Source organism: Paenibacillus sp. KS1 (genome assembly GCF_001680695.1).
GTDB lineage: Bacteria > Bacillota > Bacilli > Paenibacillales > Paenibacillaceae > Paenibacillus_B > Paenibacillus_B suaedae.
The window spans coordinates 47608-71974 of record NZ_MAIS01000024.1; the positions used below are offsets into that span (position 1 = coordinate 47608).

Here is a 24367-nt window from a genome sequence, read left to right on the forward strand (position 1 = left end):
CCTCTTCGCTACTGCTTCTTTGAGCTCGGTATCGCTTCTGAGAAAATAGAGCTGACCTCTTCCCCTGTCGATACCTCTCCCGTCGATTCTTTATTCAGATTGTCCCGGTTCAGTATCTTATCTTGGTGATTCTCGGCATCATGAGTAATAGTGCTCCCCTTCTTAGCGATGCCTTGCTCACCATTCTTCGGATTTGGCTGTTTTCGAGTATCGTTATCTTGTTGGACTACACCCGTCTCCCGTTGATTTTCATTAGATGACAGATCCGTGGACTGCACGGAATTAGAACCAGGTTGTCCAACAAATGGTGAATTACGAATAGGTGCCCCAGCTCTGCCGGTTAAAGGTGAGTATCCTGAAACTTCAGCCGAACCCTCTCCATGCGTAGAAACATAGCTTGCATCTGTTCGGTTCCCCTCCATGTTGTTCCAACCATCTGCTAGACTCTTGTTGGCACTCTGTCGTTCCCATTCCTTCTCCATCCGTGATCGAACCAATCGTGTCAATGCTGTATCTGCCTTCTTTACAATACTCGGATCCGCCTCAATCAACTTCAACACTTGCTCATTGGCCGGATAATTTGGCACCGCTTCATTTTGTATTTGAGGTTCAATGTATCGCAGCGCATAGATTTGTCCACCATTAACAAAAGCATCGACACAAGCACTTGAGAACAGCAGCCTTTCTTGTTCGTCCATATGTGCCCAAATGGTCGGATATTGCATGCTCTTAATCTCTTTCTTGCTAAGGATGATATAGTCTTGACCATTCGGAAAGCGGATTCGTACGTCAATCATATCCTTCTCTTGCAGTCGTAAAGGAAGCTGAATAACCGCTGTCTCCACCCAGCGCAAATCATCAGACATCTTCCCATCTTCATATAGCATTGTAGATATCACGGGTGTTCGGGGAACCGTGTCAATCTTCAATACTTTCCCGATAATTTGATCAGGATGATTCAACGCCTGTTTCGGGGCTAGGTCTGACGACATCTCAATCTTGGCAATATCATCGGATCGAATGCGCTTGCCTGCAAGAAGTGGCTGATTGAAAACCCAGACGCTTGTTCGTTTTTGCAGTTCAGCATCTGCAAGCTTGCGCAGCTTGGCAATCTCATCTTCATATTGCGCTGCTGCCTTACGCTGTGCCGCATCATTCTGGCCAATTGCCCAATAGTGATACCCTCCTACAAGCAGCCCAGCTACCGCTGCTCCTCCTACCGACGCCGCAATCATCTGCTTGGTCTTCCTCGTCCATCTTCTCAACTTCTTCTCTCTCCTCTCTCTGTTCTATTCCGACTCATCCATCGCCGCAAATGATAGATAAGCCCTCCCCGTTGTATCGGACCAACTAATTGTTCCACCCAAAGGGCTGTATCGTCCGAACATGCGAACGGATCTGCTTGAATCGGAATGTAGGAGGTAACCTTTGCTCCTCGTCCTTTCACTGTTCCACCAGGATAAAAACGATTCGAATAAGGAATGCCTAGTACCCAACGATGGAACCCTCTTCGCTCAAATTCCCCAACGATTGTTGTACAATCACTCTTTCTCCAAGGAGCCAGGCTTCCCACGAGCACAGGGACATGAGCCCTCATGAATTCATCCATTCGTTCTCCATGATCATCACAACCAAGGTCTAACACAATATAGTCATAGAATCCGAGCAAGGGTGGCATTGGATTCGTACCATACTTCCATTCCATGCAATCCACTCCAAACAATTTGAACATATCCCCATCAGCTAAATACAGCTCCTCTTCACCCTCATATTCCTGAGCCAATAATGGAACAAGAGATGGATCTTTAACATTAGCATCGATATATAGCGTCTTCCGCCCCTTCTTCGCAAGCATGGCGGCACACATGAGCGCTGATTGTGTAGTTCCAAGTCCTGAAGCAGCACCCAGAAAAGCAATCACCACCCCTGCATTCGAGGCTTGCCATGTATTGACCTCATCACGGTTAACTCCTTGGCTTTCAGATTGTCCTGAATAGTAACGTCGTAGATGATCAATTAGTTCATCAGCAGTTTGATAGCGTTCTTCAGGCCGCTTTGCGAGTAATCGTGTCAGTACCGAAAAAACGCTCTCTGGCACATCTTCTGCCAGCATGGATGCGGTTAGCGGACGCTCTCCCTTCCATATGCCGCCGGTCAACATATGACTAATGAGTGCACCTACCCCATATAGATCCGTTCTTGCATCGGTCTGTTGTCCCCGATATTGCTCCGGAGCAGCAAAGCCTACTGTACCAAGCTTAACCGTATCTTGATTAGATAAAGGATTCACATTCCTAGCGATTCCAAAATCAATAAGTTTCACCTGGCCATCCTTCGCCAGCATAATATTAGATGGCTTTACATCTCGGAATACAACGGGCGGATTCTGCCGGTGCAAATAGGCAAGCGCTTCACATACCGGAATGACAATATGCATCGTCTCTTCAAAACTTAGAGGCTTCATGCGCAGCCGATCCGCTATCGTGTGCCCTTCAATATACTCCATCACCAGATATGCTCTGCCGCTGGCATCAGGTGGATAGAAATCCACAATAAGCGGAAGATGTGGATGTCGAAGCGATGTTAAAATAGATGCTTCATGAACAAGCTGTCTCACATCTTGCGCCGCTGGTCTTGATTCCTTAATCGCCCACTGCTTGCCGATCAATCGCTCGTCATTGGCTAAATATACAACGCTCATTCCCCCTGTTCCGAGCAACCGAACGATTCGATATCTGTCTTGCAATAAGTGTCCTGCCTGCAAATGGTTCGTTATGGAATGCGCCACAATTCTCCCTCCAGGCGACAAAAAAAGCACCCTGATTGCAAACCTATCGGTTTGGAACAATCAGGGTGCTTCCCTTCGCTCATATTCATTTGTTGTTATTTTATGCCATTCGGAAGTATATGTCTAGTCTTTTTTCTAAAGAATACTAAACTTCCCAATCAGGCAATGCCAGTACACCGCAGCATACGCTACATCTTCATCATGTACAGAGTGATTTCATCGCGATTATGGAACAATTGTTTCGCGCGAATAATGTGAAGATGCTCAAGGAACATTTCCTTCACTTCCCGTATTGTCTGCAGCGGTTTTTTGTGCATCAGCTTTACAGTCACAATGACAGTACCGCCTTGCATAACCGAATCCAATAAGCCAATAACAAGCTGCGCTGTAACTTTAGGGCTCCAGCTCATGTCGCATACGAGCAAATCGAATTCTCCAGGTTCCAAAGCCACGTCCCCTGCATTGCTCTTATAGTAAGTCAAGTTCGGATGATCAATCAAGCTTGGATGCATTGCAGCAGGATCGACTGCAGTAACTTGTACGCCTCGCTCCAGAAGAAGACTTGTCCAACCTCCTGGCGCAGCTCCAATATCAAGGGCATTCCGATAAGCCGTAAAGTCCAAACCGAAAGTCCGTTCCGCCTCAAGAAGTTTGAACTTTGCTCGAGATACCTGCCCCTCTTCCTTGCGGAAGCGTACCGTACCTCCTGGCCAATCTGAACCCGCTTCAGCTGTTGTCATGAGGCCTGCATAGCCAACGCCATCATGAATAAATAAGGATACAATTCGCTCGGGATCTTGGATCGCGACAGACGCTCCAGTACGCTCAACAGCAGCACGCAGCGCATCTCGAAGTTCCTTGTCGAGTGAATCACCCGATGCGCTGGAACGAACATGGACGCCTAGTCGCATGCCCTCTATAGGACCTTCTAGATCATGAATCAAATGAGTAAGCAAACTGTCAAATGATTGAACTGTGTCAGTCTGCAATGCTTGAATATCGAATGCAATGTCAACCGGTTGCAAATAGCGAATGAACATCGTCGGCTCAGACTCCATCGCTTGGAATACCTCGTTGCGATCAATAGGCAATTCCATTAGTGCAATTTCACCAGAAACCATCATTCGACTCTTCAACTGACCGAACCTTCTTCGCCACTCTTCCTGCGCGTAGGCAATATAGCCATGATTGGACGTGACGATCCAGTGTGATCCATATTCATAATTTGTGTCTAATTGTAGCGGATGTAATAATTCCAAGCAGTGCAACCTCCAAATGCTAAGCAACTTAACTTGCTTCAGCTGTTTCCATTTCATTATGTTAACCAATTGTAATCTATTTACGTCATTAATTATCTGCCGAAACTACACGATTCGGAACATTTCCTTGCTTAAGACAATCAACACGGGACACCCAATCAGGTGTATCAGATCATTCTGCGTCCGGCCATTAACCAGCATAATCCTTGTATGAAGAACAGCCCTATAAGTACATTCAAATATTCTCTACTGAATGTTTGAGTTACGAGCTGCTCCTTACTCACATTAGGATTAAATTTATGAAGAGGTCTCCTCTTCTCTCCTAGGATTCAAACGTTCATAAATGTGAGATACAGAATGAAAGGCATATATCTTGTCAACGCTACCCATGCCTTCTCGATGATCCCATACAAGCAGACAAGGGACACTTTCAATTCGTAATGCGTTCACCCATACAGGAATAGAGCTGACATTGACCGCCGCTATTTCCAACTTCGGATTCGTTACTTCTACAATGTTCAGCATCCGAGATGCTAACTGGCAAGTCCCACAAAAAGGACTATGTATGAATACTGCATCCCATTGCCTAAAAAACAGCTCTACAGCAGACAAGCTCTGTGATTGCACCTGTGCTGCCTTCAGCTGTAATTCCGAAATTTCAATCATACCTTATTTCCTCGTATCCGCATCAGCAAAGACTCTGGCATCGGCCCATTAATCAGTTCAACATGCTCAGGCTTATTCGCATAGAGCATCTCGAACATTCGCTTTCTACCAATCATACTCGACGTATGCAAATAAATCGCAGTCTGCGGATATAAGCCACGTACAACCATTTCTCGAACTAGTTCCGTTCCCGTTCGCTCATCTTCACCCAAATCATGATCCAAGGACAGGATCCCCACTTGTTCATGTTCCAATAGCAGAAGGCACTCTTCCGCATTGCGAGCAAGCACGAAGCCTTCTGGACAGCGACGGTAATCATCCAAGTACACATGTATCATCATTATCACTTCCTTACCTATCCGATGCCCATTGATAACAAGCAGCAGCATAACTACCGTACAATGATTGGCCTACTGCAAAATATCCTGGATAAGCTTCCATTCCCGCATATGCCCTCCAGAAGCATCGCCTGGCGTCTCCAGCACGAACATGCTTCGCTCCAATTCCTTCGCTCTGAGGAGCTCCGTAAATCCGTCAATTCCAATATACCCTTGCCCCAAATTTGCATGACGATCTTGCTTGGAACGATATGGATCGCGAGAATCATTTAAATGAACTGCATGCACATGTTTCCAAAAGTCATGCTGGTTCCCCGCCATGAGAAGTTCATTCGTTGCAGAGGGGTTCCACAAGCCACTTGCGTACGCATGACAGGTATCGAAGCAAAAACCGATCTTTTCGGGATATTGACTGAATTGCCGGATACTCACCAATTCTTCCAACGTAGCACCTAACCCACCGTGATTCCCGGCCTGATTCTCAATCAGCAGCTTAGCTCGACCACTCCATACGGAAAGAACAGTGTTCAGTGTAACAATAATATTTTCGTAGCAACTCAGCTTCTCCGCATCTGTGGCGGGTGTACTTGAGATCCCCTTATACGAACCAAAATGTACGACAATCCCTACCGCTCCACAAGCCTCTGCAATCATAAGATCGTTCAGTAATGACTGAACCGTAAGCTGAAACTTCTCAGGTGAACGGCTTGCATCCACAGCTAAATTTGTCGGATATGGCGTATGAGCAATGGACTGGATGCCATGCTCTGAACAGATTTCACGCGCAGTCTGAGCATCGGCCTCATATCCGCTTTTGATCGATAAGCCTCGCGGATTTTTGCTAAAAAACTGATAACTTCGAACTCCTGCTGCCTGCTGCAGTTGAACTGCCAATCGCGCTGCGTGCGCATATCCTCCCCGTAAAGGCAAATGACAACCAAATGCGCGCGCAGCATGGCGGGATTCATTCTTGTTCGGAGCCATCCGCTGCAGGATCAATCTGGCAATGTGGACAGAAGTTCGCAGGACGACGTTGAATCATCGTGACTTCAATCGCTGTGCCGCATTTCGGACAAGGTTCTCCTGTCTTGCCATGAATGGTTATGCCCGTTGTTTCCCCTGTTTCGGGCTGGTGTTGTTGTGTCTGCGTATTCACTAAACCATCTTGCTCAATTTCAATATGCAACACATCAAGCATCGCGTAAAACACACGATTCCAATGTTCTGATTCAAGCTTCTCCGTACGTACAGTTGGGAGCAGTCCAGCAGCAAATGCGATATCATCCGCCAACTGACTTCCTATCCCAGCGATAATGTTTGGATTGGTCAATGCGGACTTCAAAGTCGTACGACGCTTAGCGAACCGCTGAGCGAAGCGCTCTGCTGTCAAATAGCGAGATAAAGGGTCTGGCCCCATCTCGAGATGCATTTCCTCCACCCGCTTCGCTGTTAACCACATAATCTGGCAGCTTCGTGCACCATGAATGTACATCTGTGCATGATCGGTAGTAATTGCGAATTGTGCATGGGAGACATCAAGTTGTTGTTCTTCATCTGGTTCTATATGTCCTGATGCTCCTTGAGCAACTGCTTGAAGGGTAGAAACTGCTTCCATACGACTACCGGTTCCTATATGAAGAACAAGCCTACGGCCATCATCAAGATGCAATATTAAATCTGTCCCTTTGCGTTCAATATACAGAATTTGTCTTCCAACCAAGCCATTTGTCAAGCTATGGAGATCCGTATTCAACCAAGATTCACGCTGTACATGAAGGCTGCGAATGCGTTCTCCAGTAATCAACTGATCCAGCTGTTTGCGGTAGCGTTCCATTTCTGGAATTTCCGGCACCTTGCATCTTCCTTCCTAATCACTTTCATGATCGCCTTGTATTTTATGTTATTAATTAAATCATTCACATTCCAAGATATACATTATAGCATTTCCTTAATGAACCATTCACGTACTTGCTTCATGTTATGAAACACCATGTTTGGCTCCACACCGGCACGAGCACAAAATGAATCATAATTGTCAGGCGTCGTTACTCCTGTATAGGTAAGTGCTGTGCGGCATCCTGCATTCGCTCCGGCAAGAATATCAGTCATCATATTGTCTCCAATAACGATAACGTCCTGTGCCGTACACCCAAGCCTATTCATTGCTTCATCCATAATAATTTCACTTGGTTTCCCGATAATAATAGGTTCCACACCAGAAGCGGATTGGAGAGCGGCACCTATTGTACCTGCTCCAGGGGAAAATCCACGATCTGATGGCAGCATAACATCTGGATTAGTCAAGATGGATACAGCTCCCCCACGTAGGGCACAAGCAGCTGCCTCCAATTTGGCATAAGTCAAGCTCCGATCCAAGCCCTGAACGACAACTCCAATCTCAGAATTCCACACATCATCTACTTGATCCGTCCACGATATTCCGGTATCCTCCAGCGCCTGCTGCAAGCCAAGCTCGCCTATCATGAATACCATTTTATCCGAAAATCTCTTCTGAATATACGATGCAGCCGCTTGAGCAGAGGTGAGAACATCTTGAGCACCCGCAGAAATACCAAAATGCTGCAAGTGATTGGCCACTTCTTCCGGCGTGCGCGTTGAATTGTTTGTTACGAACAGATAAGGAACTCTAAGTTGGCCAAGCTCCTCTATTAGCTTGTCCGCTCCTTCAATCGGAGAAGTCCCATGATACATGGTTCCATCTAAATCGATAAGCGCATATATGCTGTTGCGCGATTTTTCTGTCATCATTTCTATACACGTTCCTTCCTTGCCTAACACATGCCTGCAGCATGCTGTGGAAAATAGCAACCTACCTGCAAGAACAATCGTTCCACCATCTAATGGGAAGTACTCATCAAATCATCGAATAGAGAATCTGAAAATCCCCCAGCACATATTGGATTCAAAATCAAAACCTGTCTGGAGTCCCCCACAGATTGTTGCCCTGATATCCATAGCATCAAAGCCCATACAGTTGAATCAATGCTAGTATACGCAATTCCGAGCCAAAAGGACAGAGCCCCTTATCAAATCCAAGGGCGATTCCTATTCGCTTCCTATTGATTGTAGAGAACTCCCGCCGCTAGTGAGTGTTCCGATACATAGAACAGACGCGATGAAATAGAACAACTCCCGCTATTCCCATGTAGAGGGGCGGGAGCCATGCTTGGCGTGTTGGGATTGAAGATCTTGCGCCTACATTCTGTGTGCTTCTGACTGTTACCGCTGCTTCCGTGCTTGTGAGGCGTGAATCACTTGATCTACCAAGCGTTCTACGACAAGCCCATCTTCAAGTGTTGGAGCCAAGTTATCCCAACGCTCATCCCCGCAGTGGCGCAAAATAAAGTGATGCAGCGCAGCGAAATGACTGTCCTGGAATATGCCCATTGTTGCCTTCTCATCAGGAAGCAATGCAAGTGACTCTGGTTCTGGTGTCGCCCCATGACGACCGCTGACTAGATGCAGCTGTGGTTTCTTATCGGTTTCCAAATCGCAAGTGATGCTGCCCTTCGTTCCAACAATGTGCACACGGAACGCATCCTCACCTAATGCAATACGGGATACTTCCACGATTCCTTGAATGCCTTGCTCTGTTACATAATTCATAAGTGCCCAATCATCTACATGAACAGCCAACCGTTCGTCCGTTCCGTTTCCTGCTCTACGGCTCTTAATAAATGTTTCGGTATTGCCATCCACACTCTTCATTTCACCAAACCAATGACGGAGTAAATCAAGTGCATGAACACCGATATCCGTAATAGCTCCTCCTCCAGATAACGAGTTGTCTACCCGCCAACTGTAAGGCCTGGCATCACTTAAATATCCTGAACGCAAATATGCCAGTCTGCACTGAAGCACATCGCCGATAATCCCTTCTTCCAGCCATGCCTTTATCCGCATAACTGCCGGATGATAACGATAGACAAATGCAAGCTGCTGTGTCAGTGTTGAAGGGACATCCTTCAGCAATTGCGCGGTAGAAGCGGCACTTTCTGTTACTGGCTTCTCGCAATAGATGGCTTGATTATATTGAACCGCCATACGGACTTGCTCAGCATGGAGCGCATTTGGCGTGCAAATGCTAATTGCTTCCGCTCCATCGTATTGCAAAGCTTCTTCCAAGGAGGAAGTAACATGTACAAAGCCAATTTGGCGTGCCTGATCCAACGTCTGTTCAGGTCGACGGGTAACGAGTGTATTCAATACCGGTGTAACGGGAAGCTGCTTGATAATCGGCATCGTACGCAGTGCAATCATATGCGTCTTAGCGATATTTCCGAAGCCTACGATCGTAAATCCAAGTGTATTCATAGCAGATCCACCTTCCATGTATCCAGCAACGACTAAGATGTTTCGAATAGAAGTGCCTTGGGAAATGAAATAACTTATTTCTACATTGTAAATAACCATTACAAGGCTGGCAAGAGCATATATACGGCTCAACAAGGCGTCGCTTCGACGAAGAGTGATGTCAGAGACTGTCGATTGCAGGCAGTGCGTGATGCAAACAAGCTGCAAGCCGGACTATTTGTCAGGTTCTGCGCTTTCCCGGGAAACTTTTATGTACAATTGCCTTTCTACTCCCCTACTTTTCCCCTTCCGCTCGTTTCAGACTGCTGGATCTCAAGTAAATCACCAACGACTTGTACCATAACCTTGATGAAAAAGAAAGAAACGGATTGCTCCGTTTCTTGTAGATGAGCCAGTCATTCCTAATGTAGATTCACTTTGCATATTATTCTCAGTTGGAATGTTGCAGCTATTCAAGCTGTACGTTTCTGTTATACATAAGGAGGCTCCCAGCCTTTTTTACTCCAACCGACTTTCGTTCTAACTACTCGAAGCTGCTCATCAAGCTCTACCTCAACGCCGAACGGCAGCCCTCTTCGATGCCAGAAGCGAACATCATTCCATATGATTTTGTAGCCATCGCTCCAGCGCTGTGTTCGAACGATCACTCGTTCAGCAAATCCAAGAAATGCCCGTACTCCATCTGTCATTAGGGCCGGCTCCATAACTCGGTCGTCTATGAACATTTTGTTGTATATGCTGTGTTTCTCAAAAGTTACAGCTGACGATAACCGCAACGGATTGCAGTGCCGTATCCAACCTGTCTCATAATGCTGTTCATACTCAACAACGTACTGCCAGCTAAGCCAAGTGACCTCTGGAACAAGTTGATAATGAAGGCCGCCTGGAAATTGCTCCTGCAATCGATGCAGGAGACGCTGGTGAACCTTCCAACGCCACACGATATACAACAGAGTCACCGCATATCCTCCGATAAATAACCATGCAGCATCTGTTCGCGTCAGCCATAACCAGCTAATCACCCCTATTAGATGAACGACAAATAGGAAAGGATCAAACAAACATAATACATCAGCATGAAGCCATCTGAGCGAAAAAGGCCTTCCAGCTTGAACTCCATATGCATTCAGCCAGTCCAAGCCAATGTGCACCATGATTGCAAGCCAAGTATACAGCAGAACGAGCGGCCACTCGTCCCCCACTTGAAATAACCATGAGATCGGAAGACCAATGACAATTGGCCATACGAACCATGCTGGAATCGCATGAGTAATGCCCCGATGGTGGCGCAAATAGGCAGCATAGCTGCGAACTCGTGTAATTGCATCAAAGTCAGGTGCATGTGAAGCAATGAGTGTGGCGGTCAAGATTGCAGAGAACAATCCCGGCTGCTCCGCAACCTGAGGGTGCAGACAAGCAGCTCCAGCCAATGAAGTCCCAAGCAGCAAATGACTCGCTGTATCCATCCATAACTCCTCCTTAGCATCACGGTTGCTGAACATACAATTGCCTAGGCAATTGCATATCCAACTAACCCAGTTATGGATAGCGTATCGAGGAACCATTAACGGTGCATTGTGGTGATATTAAGATGTTGTAACGATCGTATGTTCATCAGCAAGAACGGTATTAGAAAATAATTCGCACGCCTCCTGCAGCAGTTCCTCCATCCGTTCATCATTGTATCGTGAACTGAAATGGGTTAACGTTAGCTTCTTAACGCCTGCTGATACTGCGATTTGTGCAGCTTGCCTAGCCGTACTGTGGCCAAACTCATTTGCATTTTCACGTTTATCGTCCATGAAGGTTGCCTCATGCACAAGCAGATCAACACCTTGAGCCAACTTGATTGCATTCTCACATGGACGAGTGTCGCCAAGTATCGTCACTGACTTACCGGGAATTGGGCTTCCAAGAACAGAAGACGCTTCTACCAATTCACCAGATGGCAGCACAATATCTTGCCCTCGTTTCAGTTGTCCATATAACGGCCCCGGCGGCAGATTCTTTTCCTTTAACAGATTCAAATCAAGTCTGCCTGGCCTCTCCTTCTGCTGCACTCGATAACCTAAGGATAGAACACGGTGTTCAAGAGGCAGTGCCGTAACCGCAAATTGTTCATCTTCCCAGATGACTCCAGACTCCACCTCCTGAATATGAAGCTCGTAAGGAAGATGCGTTTCACTTAATTCGAACACAGTATGTATAAATCGTTGCAGTCCCACCGGGCCAAAGACGGTGAGTGGAGAAACTCCACCTTGATAGGCACGACTGGACAATAGTCCCGGTAACCCGAAAATGTGATCCCCGTGCAAATGGGTGATAAAAATAAATTCGCACTTGCCTAGCTTTAATGGGGATTGCAGCACTTGATGCTGGGTTCCCTCCCCGCAGTCGAACATCCAGAAGGATCCGCGTTCCTCATACAGACGCAGCGCCATACTACTTACATTGCGCCTAGTTGTCGGCATACCCGCTCCTGTTCCTAAGAAGTATATATCCATACTCGTGTAATACCTCCTACTTCTGAAGTAATCAATCCAGCTAAGATTGGTGATATGTATATTTTAAACCTAGTTAACTATTTGTTGTATAAATGATTAACGTGCATAGTATGCCTCACTATGCAAAGATATAATAAGCTCCGCACGCCTACCGGCAATACGGAGCTCATTGTGTATCTGTAGATAAGAGGGTGTCCCTGATATAGACAACTTACCATTTCCGTTGATAAATCGAAAATGAATTAGAATTATGCCCTATTTATGCTTTATCCACGTTAAAGTATTGCGCTTGCGGATGAGCGAAGACCATCGCGGATACAGATGCCTCTGGCTCCATCATAAATCCTTCTGTTAAGTGGATCCCGATATCCTCAGGCTGCATGAGCTTGAATAATGGTTCTTGATCCTCAAGATTTGGACATGCTGGATAGCCAAATGAGACTCGAATGCCTTGGTATCTAGCACCAAATCTCTCCTTCATCGTCATCGTTTCTGGATCAGGATAACCCCATACTTCGCGCATCATATGGTGAATTCGTTCTGCCAGTCCTTCTGCAAGCTCCAACGCTACAGATTGAAGCGCATGAGAACGCAAGTATTCCCCCTTCTCCTTCCATTGATCGGCCTTGCCGCGAACATCGTCCCCAGCAGTTACAACCAAGAAGCCTACATAATCCATTACTCCGCTTTCTTTCGTACGGAGGAAGTCTGCAAGACACAAGTAAGGTTCAACCTGCTGACGCGGGAAGGTAAAGGTATGCAGTACTTCCTGAACGTTGTCCGGATTGTATATATGAATAGAATCCCCTTCCGATTGAGCCGGGAAGAAACGATACATCGCGTTCGCTTTTAGCACACCTGCTTGTGATTCTTCCACTAAAATCTGATCAACGGTTTCCTTCAAATCAACAGTCTTTGGATCCCGATTCTTCAGAAGCTGTTCCACAGATCCCTTCAATCCTAAATGATGGCCAAGCAGCATCTGGAAGTTCAAATAAGGGATGACTTGAGGAATTGGAATATCTCGAAGAACGTGACGTTCCAAATCCGGAGGAATGTATACCTCTGCTTCTCTTATGTCCGAGCGTACCGCACGTGTAAGCTCTGGCAATTTCGATTGATTTTCCGCTTCACGAGCTAGACGCTCCTTATGAGCGCGGAGTTCTTCCACTAGATTTTGGCGTTCTGAAGAATCCATAATTTTATTGGCAAGATCAAGACCATCCATGGCATCCTTCGCATATAAAACTAATCCATCGTATTCGGGACTAATCCGATTCTTGGTAAACTTCCGCGTCAATGCCGCTCCGCCAACAAGAATCGGCACATCGATTCCAGCTGTCCGCAAGTCTTGTGCGGTTATAACCATCTGCTGTGCAGACTTCACAAGCAAGCCCGACAGACCAATTGCATCTGGCTTCTCCTTGCGATAGGCTTCGATCAATTGATCTGGCGGAACCTTGATACCAAGGTTGACGATTTCATATCCATTATTCGATAAGATGATTTCAACTAGATTTTTGCCGATATCATGCACATCGCCCTTGACCGTTGCGAGTAGAATTTTCCCTTTAACAGCAGACTCGTTCTTCTCCATATGGGGTTCCAAGAAGCTTACCGAAGCCTTCATGACTTCTGCGCTTTGGAGCACTTCCGCAACGATGAGCTCATTGTTATTGAACAGTCTTCCGACCTCTCCCATCCCTTCCATTAACGGACCATTAATGACCTCAAGCGGCGAGTACTTCTGAAGCGCCTCCGTTAAGTCAGGAACAAGACCTTCCTTCGTGCCTTCTACTACATATGAAGCTAACCGCTCTTCAAGCGGCAGGTTGCTAGTCTTTTCTTTCTTCTCGACTTTACGGTTGCGGAACGCAGCTACGAATGCAGCCAGTGTATCATCGTTTGTGTCGTACAATAGCTCTTCCGCAAGCTTGCGTTCATGTTCTGGGATGGATGCATAGCGTTCCAACTTCTCCGTATTGACGATCGCGTAATCCAATCCAGCCTTCGTGCATTCATATAGAAAGACGGAATTCAATACTTCACGCCCAGCCTCAGGCAAACCGAACGAGATATTACTGATTCCCAGAATCGTTTGAACCTTTGGAATGGTCTCCTTAATGAGGCGGATCCCTTCCACTGTTTCTTTTGCCGAACCAATATATTGTTCATCGCCCGTCCCAACTGGAAACACGAGTGGGTCGAAGATAATGTTTTCAGGCTGTATACCATAATCATTTACAAGGATGTCGAAGGATCTCTTCGCTACCTCAAGTTTATCTCCACGCGTAATCGCTTGACCACGTTCATCAATCGTACCTACAACCAAGGTTGCACCATAACGATGAACAAGCGGTACGACGTGGTCGAATTTCTCTAGTCCGTCCTCTAAGTTAACAGAGTTAATAATCGCTTTCCCTTGTGAATACTTCAACGCCAGTTCCAATACCTTGGCATCTGTCGTATCGATGACGAGCGGTGCCTTAACCTTCTTTACAACTTCCTGCAGAAATTCCTTCATATCAAGAGCTTCGTCGCGATCCGGATCCTGAACGCACACATCGATGACATGTGCTCCATTTTTCACCTGTGCACGTGCGACTTCAGCGGCTTCTTCGATTTTACCTTCAGCGATCAATCGCTTGAATTTGCGCGAGCCGAGAACATTCGTACGTTCCCCTACCATATAAGGCCGGCTCTCATCTTCCACATATACCGTCTCAATCCCGGATACAGCCGGAGGATGTTCGCCGAATGCAGTACGTGGAGCATATTCGAGCAATGTCTCTCTTAGTACGCGAATATGTTCAGGTGTTGTTCCACAGCATCCCCCTGCAATATTCAGCCAGCCCTGCTCAGCAAAGGTTGCGATTTTGCGGGCAAGCGATTCTGGTGATTCATGATAGTGACCATTCTCATCGGGAAGCCCTGCATTTGGATAGCAACTGATCGCAGAGTTCGCGATGGAAGCAAGGGTACGCAAGTGATCGCGCATGAATTCCGGCCCCGTCGCACAGTTTAATCCGATCGAGATTGGCTTTAAATGCTCTAGGGAGATGTAGAATGATTCAATATTTTGACCAGCAAGCGTTGTCCCCATCGGCTCGATCGTCCCCGATATCATGAGCGGCAGCGTGATGCCCGTAGACTCGAATGCCCGTTGAATCGCGATCGAACCCGCCTTAACGTTCAACGTATCCTGTGAAGTCTCCAATAGGAGCGCATGAACGCCTGTTTCAATAAGCGCGACTGCCTGTTCATAATAACTGTCAATTAGCTCATCAAATGTTACCCCGCCGGTAACCGATAAAGTCTTCGTCGTCGGCCCCATAGCACCGGCAACGAAACGCGGCCATTCTGGTGTGCTGTATTTTGCAGCTGCCTCGACAGCAAGCTTCGCCGCGGCAACGTTCAACTCACGTGCTTGATCAGCAATATCATAATCGGCAAGCACGATACTGGTAGCCCCGAACGTATTCGTCTCTAAAATGTCTGCGCCCGCTTCTAAATATTGTTCGTGTATTCTAGAAATGACATCTGGACGTGTCAGGACTAACATCTCATTGCACCCATCCAATTGTTCGCCTCCAAAGTCCTGTGGCGTTAAATCGGCTTGCTGGATCATCGTGCCCATTGCACCGTCTAAAATGAGAATGCGTTCTTGTAGTTGTTCCTGTATCGTTCTTGTTTTCATCGCTCTGCCCACCCTCTGTCTTAAACGTTAAACCCTAGTTTAGCAGATGTGATCCGATTAGAAAAGACTCATGATTGAGTCATCGTAAAATGTTTCTTGCCCAAACATTTCCTCTGTACTATAATTAAATAAATAAATCGCATTGGGAAACGGGGGATTTTGCAAATGGCACAGGTACGTATCCGAAACACGAACGAAATCATAATTGGCGAAGAAAATGTTCGTTCTTTCCTATCAGCGCAAGGAGTGCTGTATGAACACTGGGATCCGAACAAACTTGCCCCATCTTTGCATGATAAGTACGTACTATCCGATGAAGAGAAGCAAGCCATTTTAGACACGTATGAAGGAGAAATCCGTGATTTGGCTGAAAGACGGGGCTATCGTACGTGGGATTTGATTTCTTTATCAGACGCTACTCCCAATATCGAAGAGCTGCTAAAGAAATTTGAACAGGTTCACACGCACACAGAAGACGAAGTAAGAGCTATTACGGCCGGAAATGGTATTTTCATAATTAAGGGAAGCGACGACATCGGTTATATGGATGTTGAATTGGAAGCTGGGGATGTAATTTCCGTCCCTGAAGAAAAGCCGCACTACTTCACTCTGATGGATAATCGTCAAATTGTTGCAGTTCGACTCTTCATTGAAACAGAAGGATGGATCGCGCATCCGTATTCGGATCCTTCTTTCCAACAGGCGTAATTCCTGAATTATCGGAATCATAATCGATAAAAAACGTCCCATTACTGATATTAAGAGGGGCAGCCCCACAAGATCCCGATTTGGATCTTCTGAGGCTGCCCCTTCTTCGCATAAATTCTTGTTATGTATTTAGATTCTTATTTTACAGTAAATTGCTTCTTCGGCATCGAGTGCATGTCACGAGCAGTCACATGAGAAATGACCGTGTAGGTACCAGCCTTATCAAACGTTTTCTCAATCTGATACGTGCCATCTTTCGTGAGCTTCCCCTCAATCTTCTCGTGGTCAGCCCCATCCAGCCACAACTCGAACTCTACTTTATCTGCATCATTTACCGCTTTCTCTTCTTGTGTGACCTGTGCAGAGATGGTGACAGCTTCATTGATTTTGACTTCTTCCGGCACTTGCAAGTTTACCTTAATCATTGCTGGCATCTCATTTTTGCTGTCCTGTTTATCACTGGAGCCATGACCTGCATGTCCTTCATGACCGCCACCTGCTGACGAGCTATTTCCACAACCGGCTAATAGCATTGCTCCTATTGCCATTGTTAGTACGATTAATTTACTCTTATTGTTGAACATAATCGTCGTTCACTCCTCAACTGTATCCTAGATTTATCGTATCACATTATAGACAGCATTCTCCAATTCCTCATGACTCCATTGGGCTATAATGAGCAACATTGTGTGACGATCCTATGACATTTGTCACATTCACCCTTGTAGTTTCATGTGGAGGGTAATCAAATTAAGGTACTCACACTAATCTTGCCGACACCTCGCGAAGATTACCGTATATCAAAAAGGCCTGTGATCCCACAGGCCTCTTTGTCATACACGCGGAGTAAGTAATTACATCCCCGCCGATTTATGATTCCTTCGAATTTATCTCATCAATAATTTGCTCAATTTCACGCAAGCTTGCAATCGTATATTCAGGGTGAATATTGCCAGACAATTCAACGCCTTTGCGGTTCAGCCATGCATGATGCATGCCAACATTCTGCGCGCCTAGAATATCCGTCGTTAATTTGTCGCCAATCATGATCCCTTCATGCGGTTCGATGCCGAGCAATGACATCGTGTGCTTGAACAGCTCTGGATCAGGCTTCCCTTGTGGATGATGTCCAGAGATAACGATATGATCGAAATAGGATAGAAGCTCACGCTCTCCATTCAGCTTCTCCTGCTGCAAATCAGGCGATCCGTTCGTTAACAACAATAGTGGATATTGCGCAATCAATTGTCGCAGCACCTCATAAGTCTCATCGTACACATACGAACGAGAACGACGTTCACTCATAAATCGCTCCGCCAGCTCGGCACCTAATGCATCATCAGGTTGACCAGCGGCTTGAAGACCTTGTGTCCATGCAGATTGTCGATACATCGGCGCAAGCTGTTCCAACAATCGAAATTCAGGATGTTCTCCCTCTGCGAATCTCCCCCACAGCGCTTCAAAGGGATTAATCCCAATATTCTGTGTGAAAGGATAAGTCTCATAAGAGGCAAACAATTCACGAGCAGCTTGACGAACGAATGCTTCCAATTGTTCTACATTGACCCCAGTCTTATCTTGCGCGTATTTACAAGTTGCAGCAAAAGCTTCCTCAACACAACGCTCATCCCATAACAAAGTATCATCCAGGTCGAACAGTACAGCACGAATAGCCAAGTTTCATCTCTCCCATCACAGCGACAATGATAACGAATCCTCTATATCGGATTTCTCTATTTTTTCGAGTCTTTCTTCGATGTATCTTCGAATTCAATCTTATGTTGATTTGCGAAGGAACGAAGACGTTCCCCCATTGCATTCGTATCATAACGATTCAGCACTCGCGAGAAAATCCAATTCGCACCTTTCCCCGTGTGTTCAATAACAACATAACCAGGTTGGATCGCAATTTTCTTCATATCCTTTGCAGACAGAGTACGGAGACGATTCCAGCGAATCGTAGATACCTCACCTGCTCCAACACGAAGAAATGGTCTTCTCAGGAATAATATAATCCCCAATCCGACGTAACACACGATTGTGATCCAATATAGAGTTGGATATTGATTGTCCGTAATGATACCGCCCAACAATCCATACATAATGGCGAAGGCGATTAAAGCGATTGGCATAATGAAGCTGCGTCCTTTAAACTCTTCGTGCGCAGGCTTGCCAGCAGCGAACGTCGGTTTGCCTTGCTTCATTCGCTGTTTGTTTAACTTTTCACTATTTTGACGGACTTTACGTTCCCAACTGCGAGACATGAATTCGCAACCCCCTGTATAGTAAACGAATAATGTGAATCCATCGTTATCGATGAAGGTTCATTTAATGAACGATCCCGTTCGATCCAGAGTTATCTGTTCCTTCTTCATCTTCTACATAGCGAATAGTGTCTAATTGATTGCGTACCTGCTTGCGGAATAGAACCAAATATTCCTCGCGCAGTTTCGCGCGTTCTTCCATTTCCTCATCGCTCAGCCCCACTGTCTTATGTTTGCGGGCCAATTCATTAATTCGTGCAATAAGCTTGTCGATATTCATCAGGTACCTCCATGTGTGTAAGCATATGTTCTACTTTGACATGGAGGTAACAGCTTGTCAAGCAAGCAGCAAGAAAGCTTTTATATCGCAAAAAAGAGGCCTCTTCGGGCCTCCAACCGTCTGCTCTTATGTATAGGAATGCAAAGCTTCTCAACCGTAAATTCGACAATGACCCCGACTCATCGGATCGGAACGAGCAATACTTCTCCTGCCGGTAAGATATCACCTTTCAATTGATTCATCTCAACGATTTCATATATAAACTGACGTGTATCCGTATGTTCTGGCTTATAAGAGGATGCAATCCCCCAGAGTGTATCTCCAGGCTGAACAAGTACGCGCTCCACAGCAGCTCCATTTACAATTTCCGTTTGGCTTTCATCCATGCCAAGCGCTTGAACAATGCTTCCACAAGTAATGAACAACAATACAATCAGGCTCATGATGAATCGAACACGTAAAGGAAACAAACGCTTCTTCTGAATAGGTTGTGAAGCTGTTGTCGACACCTTATAGATTGAACGATATGTTGTATACATCATAAATGAATCATCTCCCAAACACTTGTTCTGTTATCTTGTATAATTTAATCTAACACGAACACACGTTTGAGTCAATATTTTTTTAGAACGTTCGTTCCCCTCTTTATATTATCGAAAAATAAGCATTTAACCTCATTTAACTTTCTCTTGTTTCTCTCTCGTAATTTACGAACTTCTCACAATCTTTTTCTGCAGAATCTTTAGAACTTATGTTTGTACGAACGGAGGTTCTGTGGTATAATTTTGTCAAAAGAGTATTCATTGGAGTTGATACCCTTGTCTAAAATATCAAGTCGTCAACAAGCTATCCTTGATTTTATACGTGATGAAGTTCGAGCTAAAGGTTATCCGCCTTCTGTTCGTGAAATAGGCGAAGCCGTTGGTCTAGCATCCAGTTCCACTGTTCACGGTCATCTTGATCGACTCGAGAAGAAGGGATTCATTCGACGTGACCCTACGAAGCCTCGTGCTATTGAACTGCTTAGCCATGATCAATCTGAACGTTCAACAGACTTCTCTCGCTCCTTCGCACGCGTGCCGGTCGTTGGGAAAGTAACTGCAGGCGAGCCAATTACCGCAACAGAGAATATTGAAGATTACTTCCCTCTTCCTATGCATATGGTGGGAGATGACGAGAATGTATTTATGTTGTCGGTCATGGGTAATAGCATGATTGAGGCTGGTATACATAATGGCGACTTTGTCATCGTACGTCAGCAGCAGACTGCGAACAACGGTGATATCGTGGTAGCCATGACTGAAGAAGATGAAGCAACGGTTAAGACTTTCTATCGTGAGAAGGATCATATCCGCTTGCAGCCTGAGAATCCAACCTATGAACCGATTCGCTTACAGCATGTAACGATTCTGGGCAAAGTTATTGGTTTGTTCCGTGATTTTCATTAAGACATTACATTGATGCCTCGTTCTCTTCTTTTCATGAAGGGAGCGGGGCATTTTGCTTTCTCATTATTTCATATCATTTACTGAACAGTACCTGAACAATCTCATCTAGAAAAGAAGCAGTACCTTTCTTTTGCAGGAGTGGCCTTATGAACAAGACCGGGCATAACGATAACCCAATACGGAACACTTCTGTTTGCATCCATATTTGGCCTATTAAGTTGGAAGTTAAAATTAACGCTCTTTTCTATTCATAAAATTCGACTTCCTCTCCTTATCCTCATCGAAACAACTTCACCACCACTGTTCACTCTTTTGAACCCTGTTTTCGAGAGATTTATACCACATCGAATATATACACACATCAACTTTAGCAATAAATATTTATTGTATAACAATAATTTTTTATTGACTAAAAGCATGTATTTGAATAGGATAATACCTAATGATACACCTCGTATAACTGTTCAAAATTCATTTTTCACGAACACAAGGTAGGAGATAACTATGAATAACTTTTTCAAACTAAAATCATTCCTCAATTTTGGCTGGCACCAGGCAATGTCCTGCTTGTTCCCCGCTTATATTTTCGCGATGTTGGCACTCACGAAGGTCATTGACATTCCATTCATGCATCGCTATGATTTCCTATTGCTTGTTTGTATCTTGGCGCAGTTTCTAATGATCCGGTTTGGGATAGAAACAATGGATGAATGTAAAGTAATCTGTATGTTCCATTTCATCGGTCTTGCACTTGAAATATTTAAAATCCACATGGGATCATGGGGCTATCCGGAAGACGGTTGGTCTAAAATACTGGGTGTTCCTCTATATAGCGGATTTATGTACGCAAGTGTGGCAAGTTACTTATGTCAAGCGTGGCGACGACTGCAGGTCAAGGTAAATCGATACCCTTCTGCTTGGTTAACGATTCCGCTAGGTGCGGCGATTTACTTCAACTTCATGACTCATCACTTCATTTACGATTTGCGTTGGGTTTTGATGATTTTGCTATTCGTCATCTTCTTTAGAACCTACGTGGAATATACCGTATTAGGCGTGACACGAAGAATGCCGATTGTTCTGTCGTTCGTCTTAATCGGATTTTTTATATGGGTGGCTGAAAACATCGGGACTTTCTTGGGCGCATGGTATTATCCACATCAGACGAACGGCTGGAATCTCGTAAAGTGGGGAAAATTCAGCTCATGGTTTTTGCTTGTCATCGTTTCCTTCATGATCGTCGCCCATCTGAAGCATGTAAAAGGAGGACACTTCAAGAGAAATAGTCATACTCGCTTCAATGAGTCGACATTTCAGAAGTAAAACACAACCTTTTAAATACAAAAGCAAAAAACCTAGAACCCTAACAGCTCTAGGTTTTGTTACAGTATTCCTTGAATTGCTACTAAAAACTCATATAAGAAATACCCCGCGAACCCAAATAAAATCAGTCCTGCGATAATAGACATCCGCTTAATCATAGTCCGGCTCATGACTCTTCTCGTGACAGCCACAATGGCAAGCAACCCAACATCATGGAGGAGGATACCAGCTAATATTCCTGCACCTACGATTAGAAATTTTGCCGGTTGTGTCGTATCATACGAATCAGATAGCACCGCACCAAAAACGGAAATCCAAAACACAAGATTACCTGGCGATATAGCGACGAGCAGTCCATTTCGGTAGGAACTGAAAAATGATGCATTCGGTTTATCGCCAGTCAATGTAATGCCTTGATCCGAGTTTTTGATGGAATCATAGCCTAAATAAATTAAAAAGCATGCTCCGATAACCCACATAGGGATTTGAATAACAGGGATGGCAAGCACGGAAGCCAAGCCCATATATAAGGCAACGATTAATAAAAAATCAATGGTCATCCCACCTAATCCAACAGCCCAGCCATGCATAAATCCCTTTTTCATCCCTTGCTTTGTCATTTCAACGGTCATGGCACCTACAGGCATTGCAACGGCAAGCCCCGCTAGTAAATACGTGAAGAAAAGATTCAATTTCCAACACTACTTTCTATATGTAATAGTTGCTAGTCAATATACACTATACTATATAAATACATAATATTATATATTTATGCATGACAAACTTGAAAATATTTAGGCAAGTTGACACATACTAAAAATGAACCACTATTGATAGTGTATGTAAGAGGACCAAATACTTCATCATATTTAACTACTCAAAAGCTCCATTTGAGCGCATTTCTTCATCCGATAAATTCTGAGGTAAATTCGTTACAATCGTTCCTGGGTGATCAGATAATGCACGTACATTAAATTCCTCACCTCGTTTATCCAACTCAACTGCAAATAATGTCATGTATTGATTTCGTTCCCATCGGTGAACTTGCGTTCTATTTAAGTACACTATTTCATTCGAGTGATATAACTGAGCAAACAGCCAATTTCCCTAACATGTAGGAAATTGGCTGTTTATCTTCTACACAATATCTTAGCGTAGGGTTGAATGTATAAAGTTAATACTCTATTGGGTACAACAAACAATCAGCTTAGAAATAGTTCATACTCATTGCATCACGTATCTCTAACATCGTTTCTTTTGCTACATGGCGTGCTTTTTCTGTACCCGATATAAGAATTTCATCGACCTTTTTGGGATCGTTTTGATACATTCTTCTCCGTTCTCTCATTGGTTCAAGTAAGTGGTTGATACTTTGCGATATCTTTCGTTTGCATTCCATACATCCAATCTGCCCCTTTTTACAACTTTCATAAATCTCATCGGAGCCTTCTTTACGAAATGCTTGATGATAAGCGTAGACTGGGCAAATTTCAGGATGTCCGATATCCGTTTTATGGATCCGCGCAGGATCAGTTGTCGCTTTCTTTAGCTTCTCACTAACCTCTTCCTGAGTGGAGTCCAAATTGATCGTGTTACCTAGACTTTTGCTCATTTTATTATTTCCATCTAATCCGACCAGTCGTGGAACATCACCTACAAGTGGTTTTGGTTCCACTAACACAGGTTTGTAAAGTTGGTTAAACCGCCGGACAATTTTCCTTGTTTGTTCGATATGAGGAACTTGGTCTTCTCCTACTGGAACCAAAGTCGCCTTACAAAAGGTAATATCAGCCGCCTGGCTTACGGGGTAGCCCAGGAATCCGTAATACATATCATGGAATCCACGTTCTGTGGCTTCCGCCTTTATAGTAGGATTGTGACGTAACGAATTGACCGTAACAAACATGGAAAAATAAGTGGTTAACTCAGCAATCTCTGGGATCATACTCTGAATAAATATTGTTGCGCTATCAGGGTTAATACCTGCTGATAAATAGTCCAATGCCACATTGCGCAAGTTTTGTTTAATTAATTCAGGTTTTTCAAAATGAGTAGTCAGGGCTTGAACATCTGCAAGTATTAAAAAAGTTTCGTATTGGTTTTGCAACTCCACACGATTTTTTAAGCTGCCAACGTAATGGCCAAGGTGCAGTTTTCCTGTAATCCGATCGCCTGTCAAAATCCGTTCTTTCACTTATGTTCCTCCTCATAATGTTATTTCTGAAATGCAATCTTGTGATCCACCAACCATCATTCATGGCCATCACCCCTTTCAAGTAATATAAAAAAACCTCGCCCAATAAAGGACGAGGTTTTCGTGGTACCACCTTTTTAATCGCTAATAGCGATTCACTCTAAAGTACGGCAAGATGGTTCAACCATCAATACGATACTCCTCTCATGATAACGGAGAGAGAATCCCGGCAACGCCTACTCAATTCAGCGGAGCGATTCAGAAGCCCATTCGGCATCAGGTGAGGATCGGTTCACAGCATCCACCGACTCTCTGAACCTCATTATCTGATACGTACTTGCTCTTCATCAACATCGTTGATCCGTTCATATATAATTGAAATTATTATAATGGATAACAATCAGTAAATCAAATTAAATGTCATCTTTTACAGCTCGATGCGAATCATTTGATTGAATCGATCCAAATACTGTTGTATTTACGAAGGATCCCGCTATGGATGAATTTTGGGGATAATGGAAAATTACATCTAGGAAAAAGAAATAAGAGCCGGGGAATGCCCA

At 44.8% G+C, this 24367-nt stretch carries 22 protein-coding genes and 1 other annotated feature; of the genes, 3 read left to right on the forward strand and 19 right to left on the reverse strand.

The window, feature by feature from the left end; genetic code table 11:
- Positions 1 to 8 precede the first annotated feature (8 nt).
- The 12 genes from BBG47_RS10410 to metH all read right to left on the reverse strand — a co-directional run bounded on the left by BBG47_RS10410 (position 9) and on the right by metH (position 15587).
- Complete coding sequence (locus tag BBG47_RS10410; RefSeq protein ID WP_065291683.1) at positions 9 to 1265, reverse strand: SAF domain-containing protein; 1257 nt, start codon at positions 1263 to 1265, stop codon at positions 9 to 11.
- Complete coding sequence (locus BBG47_RS10415) at positions 1262 to 2788, reverse strand: serine/threonine protein kinase (RefSeq protein ID WP_065291684.1); 1527 nt, start codon at positions 2786 to 2788, stop codon at positions 1262 to 1264. The genes BBG47_RS10410 and BBG47_RS10415 overlap by 4 nt, the downstream gene beginning before the upstream one ends.
- Positions 2789 to 2976: 188 nt before the next feature.
- Complete coding sequence (locus BBG47_RS10420) at positions 2977 to 4047, reverse strand: SAM-dependent methyltransferase (protein WP_065291685.1); 1071 nt, start codon at positions 4045 to 4047, stop codon at positions 2977 to 2979.
- A gap of 297 nt (positions 4048 to 4344) precedes the next feature.
- Positions 4345 to 4713, reverse strand: a complete 369-nt coding sequence (locus BBG47_RS10425) for a thioredoxin family protein (protein WP_021253903.1) — start codon at positions 4711 to 4713, stop codon at positions 4345 to 4347.
- Positions 4710 to 5051 carry a cyclic-phosphate processing receiver domain-containing protein gene (locus tag BBG47_RS10430; RefSeq protein WP_065291686.1) on the reverse strand — a complete coding sequence of 114 codons (342 nt, stop codon included), beginning with the start codon at positions 5049 to 5051 and terminating at the stop codon, positions 4710 to 4712. The genes BBG47_RS10425 and BBG47_RS10430 overlap by 4 nt, the downstream gene beginning before the upstream one ends.
- Before the next feature lie 72 nt (positions 5052 to 5123).
- On the reverse strand, positions 5124 to 6035 hold the full coding sequence (locus BBG47_RS10435; protein WP_065291687.1) for a deoxyribonuclease IV: 912 nt from the start codon (positions 6033 to 6035) through the stop codon (positions 5124 to 5126).
- Positions 6016 to 6903, reverse strand: coding sequence for a DNA-formamidopyrimidine glycosylase family protein (locus tag BBG47_RS10440; protein ID WP_065291688.1), 888 nt, complete (start codon positions 6901 to 6903; stop codon positions 6016 to 6018). Before BBG47_RS10440 ends, BBG47_RS10435 begins: the two co-directional genes overlap by 20 nt.
- Positions 6904 to 6986: 83 nt before the next feature.
- Positions 6987 to 7817 carry an HAD-IIA family hydrolase gene (locus tag BBG47_RS10445; protein WP_094183151.1) on the reverse strand — a complete coding sequence of 277 codons (831 nt, stop codon included), beginning with the start codon at positions 7815 to 7817 and terminating at the stop codon, positions 6987 to 6989.
- Between the two features lie 474 nt (positions 7818 to 8291).
- Positions 8292 to 9386: a Gfo/Idh/MocA family protein gene (locus tag BBG47_RS10450; RefSeq protein ID WP_065291690.1), complete on the reverse strand. Its 1095-nt coding sequence runs from the start codon at positions 9384 to 9386 to the stop codon at positions 8292 to 8294.
- 470 nt (positions 9387 to 9856) lie between these two features.
- On the reverse strand, positions 9857 to 10852 hold the full coding sequence (locus BBG47_RS10455) for a metal-dependent hydrolase (protein WP_065291691.1): 996 nt from the start codon (positions 10850 to 10852) through the stop codon (positions 9857 to 9859).
- Between the two features lie 120 nt (positions 10853 to 10972).
- A complete protein-coding gene (rnz, locus tag BBG47_RS10460; protein WP_065291692.1) occupies positions 10973 to 11890 on the reverse strand; it encodes a ribonuclease Z in 918 nt (305 codons plus the stop codon).
- Positions 11891 to 12149: 259 nt separating this feature from the next.
- Positions 12150 to 15587 carry a methionine synthase gene (gene metH / locus BBG47_RS10465; protein WP_065291693.1) on the reverse strand — a complete coding sequence of 1146 codons (3438 nt, stop codon included), beginning with the start codon at positions 15585 to 15587 and terminating at the stop codon, positions 12150 to 12152.
- A gap of 165 nt (positions 15588 to 15752) precedes the next feature.
- Here metH and BBG47_RS10470 point away from each other — a divergent pair, with 165 nt between their 5' ends.
- Complete coding sequence (locus tag BBG47_RS10470) at positions 15753 to 16295, forward strand: 1,2-dihydroxy-3-keto-5-methylthiopentene dioxygenase (RefSeq protein ID WP_065291694.1); 543 nt, start codon at positions 15753 to 15755, stop codon at positions 16293 to 16295.
- 137 nt (positions 16296 to 16432) lie between these two features.
- Here BBG47_RS10470 and BBG47_RS10475 read toward each other — a convergent pair whose 3' ends face one another.
- The 5 genes from BBG47_RS10475 to BBG47_RS10495 form a co-directional block, all read right to left on the reverse strand.
- Positions 16433 to 16879, reverse strand: coding sequence for a FixH family protein (locus tag BBG47_RS10475; RefSeq protein WP_065291695.1), 447 nt, complete (start codon positions 16877 to 16879; stop codon positions 16433 to 16435).
- 286 nt (positions 16880 to 17165) lie between these two features.
- Positions 17166 to 17972: an HAD family hydrolase gene (locus BBG47_RS10480; protein WP_065291696.1), complete on the reverse strand. Its 807-nt coding sequence runs from the start codon at positions 17970 to 17972 to the stop codon at positions 17166 to 17168.
- A gap of 56 nt (positions 17973 to 18028) precedes the next feature.
- Positions 18029 to 18559: a hypothetical protein gene (locus BBG47_RS10485; RefSeq protein WP_021253915.1), complete on the reverse strand. Its 531-nt coding sequence runs from the start codon at positions 18557 to 18559 to the stop codon at positions 18029 to 18031.
- Between the two features lie 64 nt (positions 18560 to 18623).
- Entirely contained in the window at positions 18624 to 18839 is a 216-nt protein-coding gene (locus tag BBG47_RS10490) for a DUF896 domain-containing protein (RefSeq protein WP_021253916.1), read from the reverse strand.
- Positions 18840 to 19018: 179 nt separating this feature from the next.
- Complete coding sequence (locus BBG47_RS10495) at positions 19019 to 19381, reverse strand: LysM peptidoglycan-binding domain-containing protein (RefSeq protein WP_065291697.1); 363 nt, start codon at positions 19379 to 19381, stop codon at positions 19019 to 19021.
- Positions 19382 to 19657: 276 nt separating this feature from the next.
- Between BBG47_RS10495 and lexA the strand changes: the two genes are divergently transcribed.
- Both lexA and BBG47_RS10505 read left to right on the forward strand, forming a co-directional pair.
- Positions 19658 to 20287, forward strand: coding sequence for a transcriptional repressor LexA (lexA, locus tag BBG47_RS10500; RefSeq protein WP_021253918.1), 630 nt, complete (start codon positions 19658 to 19660; stop codon positions 20285 to 20287).
- Between the two features lie 504 nt (positions 20288 to 20791).
- A complete protein-coding gene (locus tag BBG47_RS10505; RefSeq protein WP_065291698.1) occupies positions 20792 to 21610 on the forward strand; it encodes a DUF817 domain-containing protein in 819 nt (272 codons plus the stop codon).
- Positions 21611 to 21669: 59 nt separating this feature from the next.
- On the opposite strand, the gene BBG47_RS10510 is transcribed toward BBG47_RS10505, so the two are convergent.
- Together BBG47_RS10510 and trpS are read right to left on the reverse strand one after the other, a co-directional pair.
- Complete coding sequence (locus BBG47_RS10510) at positions 21670 to 22302, reverse strand: LysE family translocator (protein WP_065291699.1); 633 nt, start codon at positions 22300 to 22302, stop codon at positions 21670 to 21672.
- Positions 22303 to 22817: 515 nt separating this feature from the next.
- Entirely contained in the window at positions 22818 to 23804 is a 987-nt protein-coding gene (trpS, locus tag BBG47_RS10515) for a tryptophan--tRNA ligase (RefSeq protein ID WP_065291700.1), read from the reverse strand.
- A gap of 105 nt (positions 23805 to 23909) precedes the next feature.
- Positions 23910 to 24164, reverse strand: a binding site (T-box leader).
- Positions 24165 to 24367: the final 203 nt, after the last annotated feature.

Coding starts and splice junctions, on each gene's coding strand:
- BBG47_RS10455 (WP_065291691.1), bottom strand. CDS start 10,852: ATGGATACAGCGAGTCATTTGCTGCTTGGGACTTCATTGGCTGGAGCT.
- BBG47_RS10485 (WP_021253915.1), bottom strand. CDS start 18,559: ATGTCTCGCAGTTGGGAACGTAAAGTCCGTCAAAATAGTGAAAAGTTA.
- BBG47_RS10490 (WP_021253916.1), bottom strand. CDS start 18,839: ATGAATATCGACAAGCTTATTGCACGAATTAATGAATTGGCCCGCAAA.
- BBG47_RS10435 (WP_065291687.1), bottom strand. CDS start 6,035: ATGGCTCCGAACAAGAATGAATCCCGCCATGCTGCGCGCGCATTTGGT.
- BBG47_RS10450 (WP_065291690.1), bottom strand. CDS start 9,386: ATGAATACACTTGGATTTACGATCGTAGGCTTCGGAAATATCGCTAAG.
- BBG47_RS10430 (WP_065291686.1), bottom strand. CDS start 5,051: ATGATACATGTGTACTTGGATGATTACCGTCGCTGTCCAGAAGGCTTC.
- BBG47_RS10425 (WP_021253903.1), bottom strand. CDS start 4,713: ATGATTGAAATTTCGGAATTACAGCTGAAGGCAGCACAGGTGCAATCA.
- BBG47_RS10475 (WP_065291695.1), bottom strand. CDS start 16,879: ATGTTCAACAATAAGAGTAAATTAATCGTACTAACAATGGCAATAGGA.
- BBG47_RS10495 (WP_065291697.1), bottom strand. CDS start 19,381: ATGATGTATACAACATATCGTTCAATCTATAAGGTGTCGACAACAGCT.
- BBG47_RS10445 (WP_094183151.1), bottom strand. CDS start 7,817: ATGACAGAAAAATCGCGCAACAGCATATATGCGCTTATCGATTTAGAT.
- rnz (WP_065291692.1), bottom strand. CDS start 11,890: ATGGATATATACTTCTTAGGAACAGGAGCGGGTATGCCGACAACTAGG.
- metH (WP_065291693.1), bottom strand. CDS start 15,587: ATGAAAACAAGAACGATACAGGAACAACTACAAGAACGCATTCTCATT.
- BBG47_RS10470 (WP_065291694.1), top strand. CDS start 15,753: ATGGCACAGGTACGTATCCGAAACACGAACGAAATCATAATTGGCGAA.
- BBG47_RS10505 (WP_065291698.1), top strand. CDS start 20,792: ATGAATAACTTTTTCAAACTAAAATCATTCCTCAATTTTGGCTGGCAC.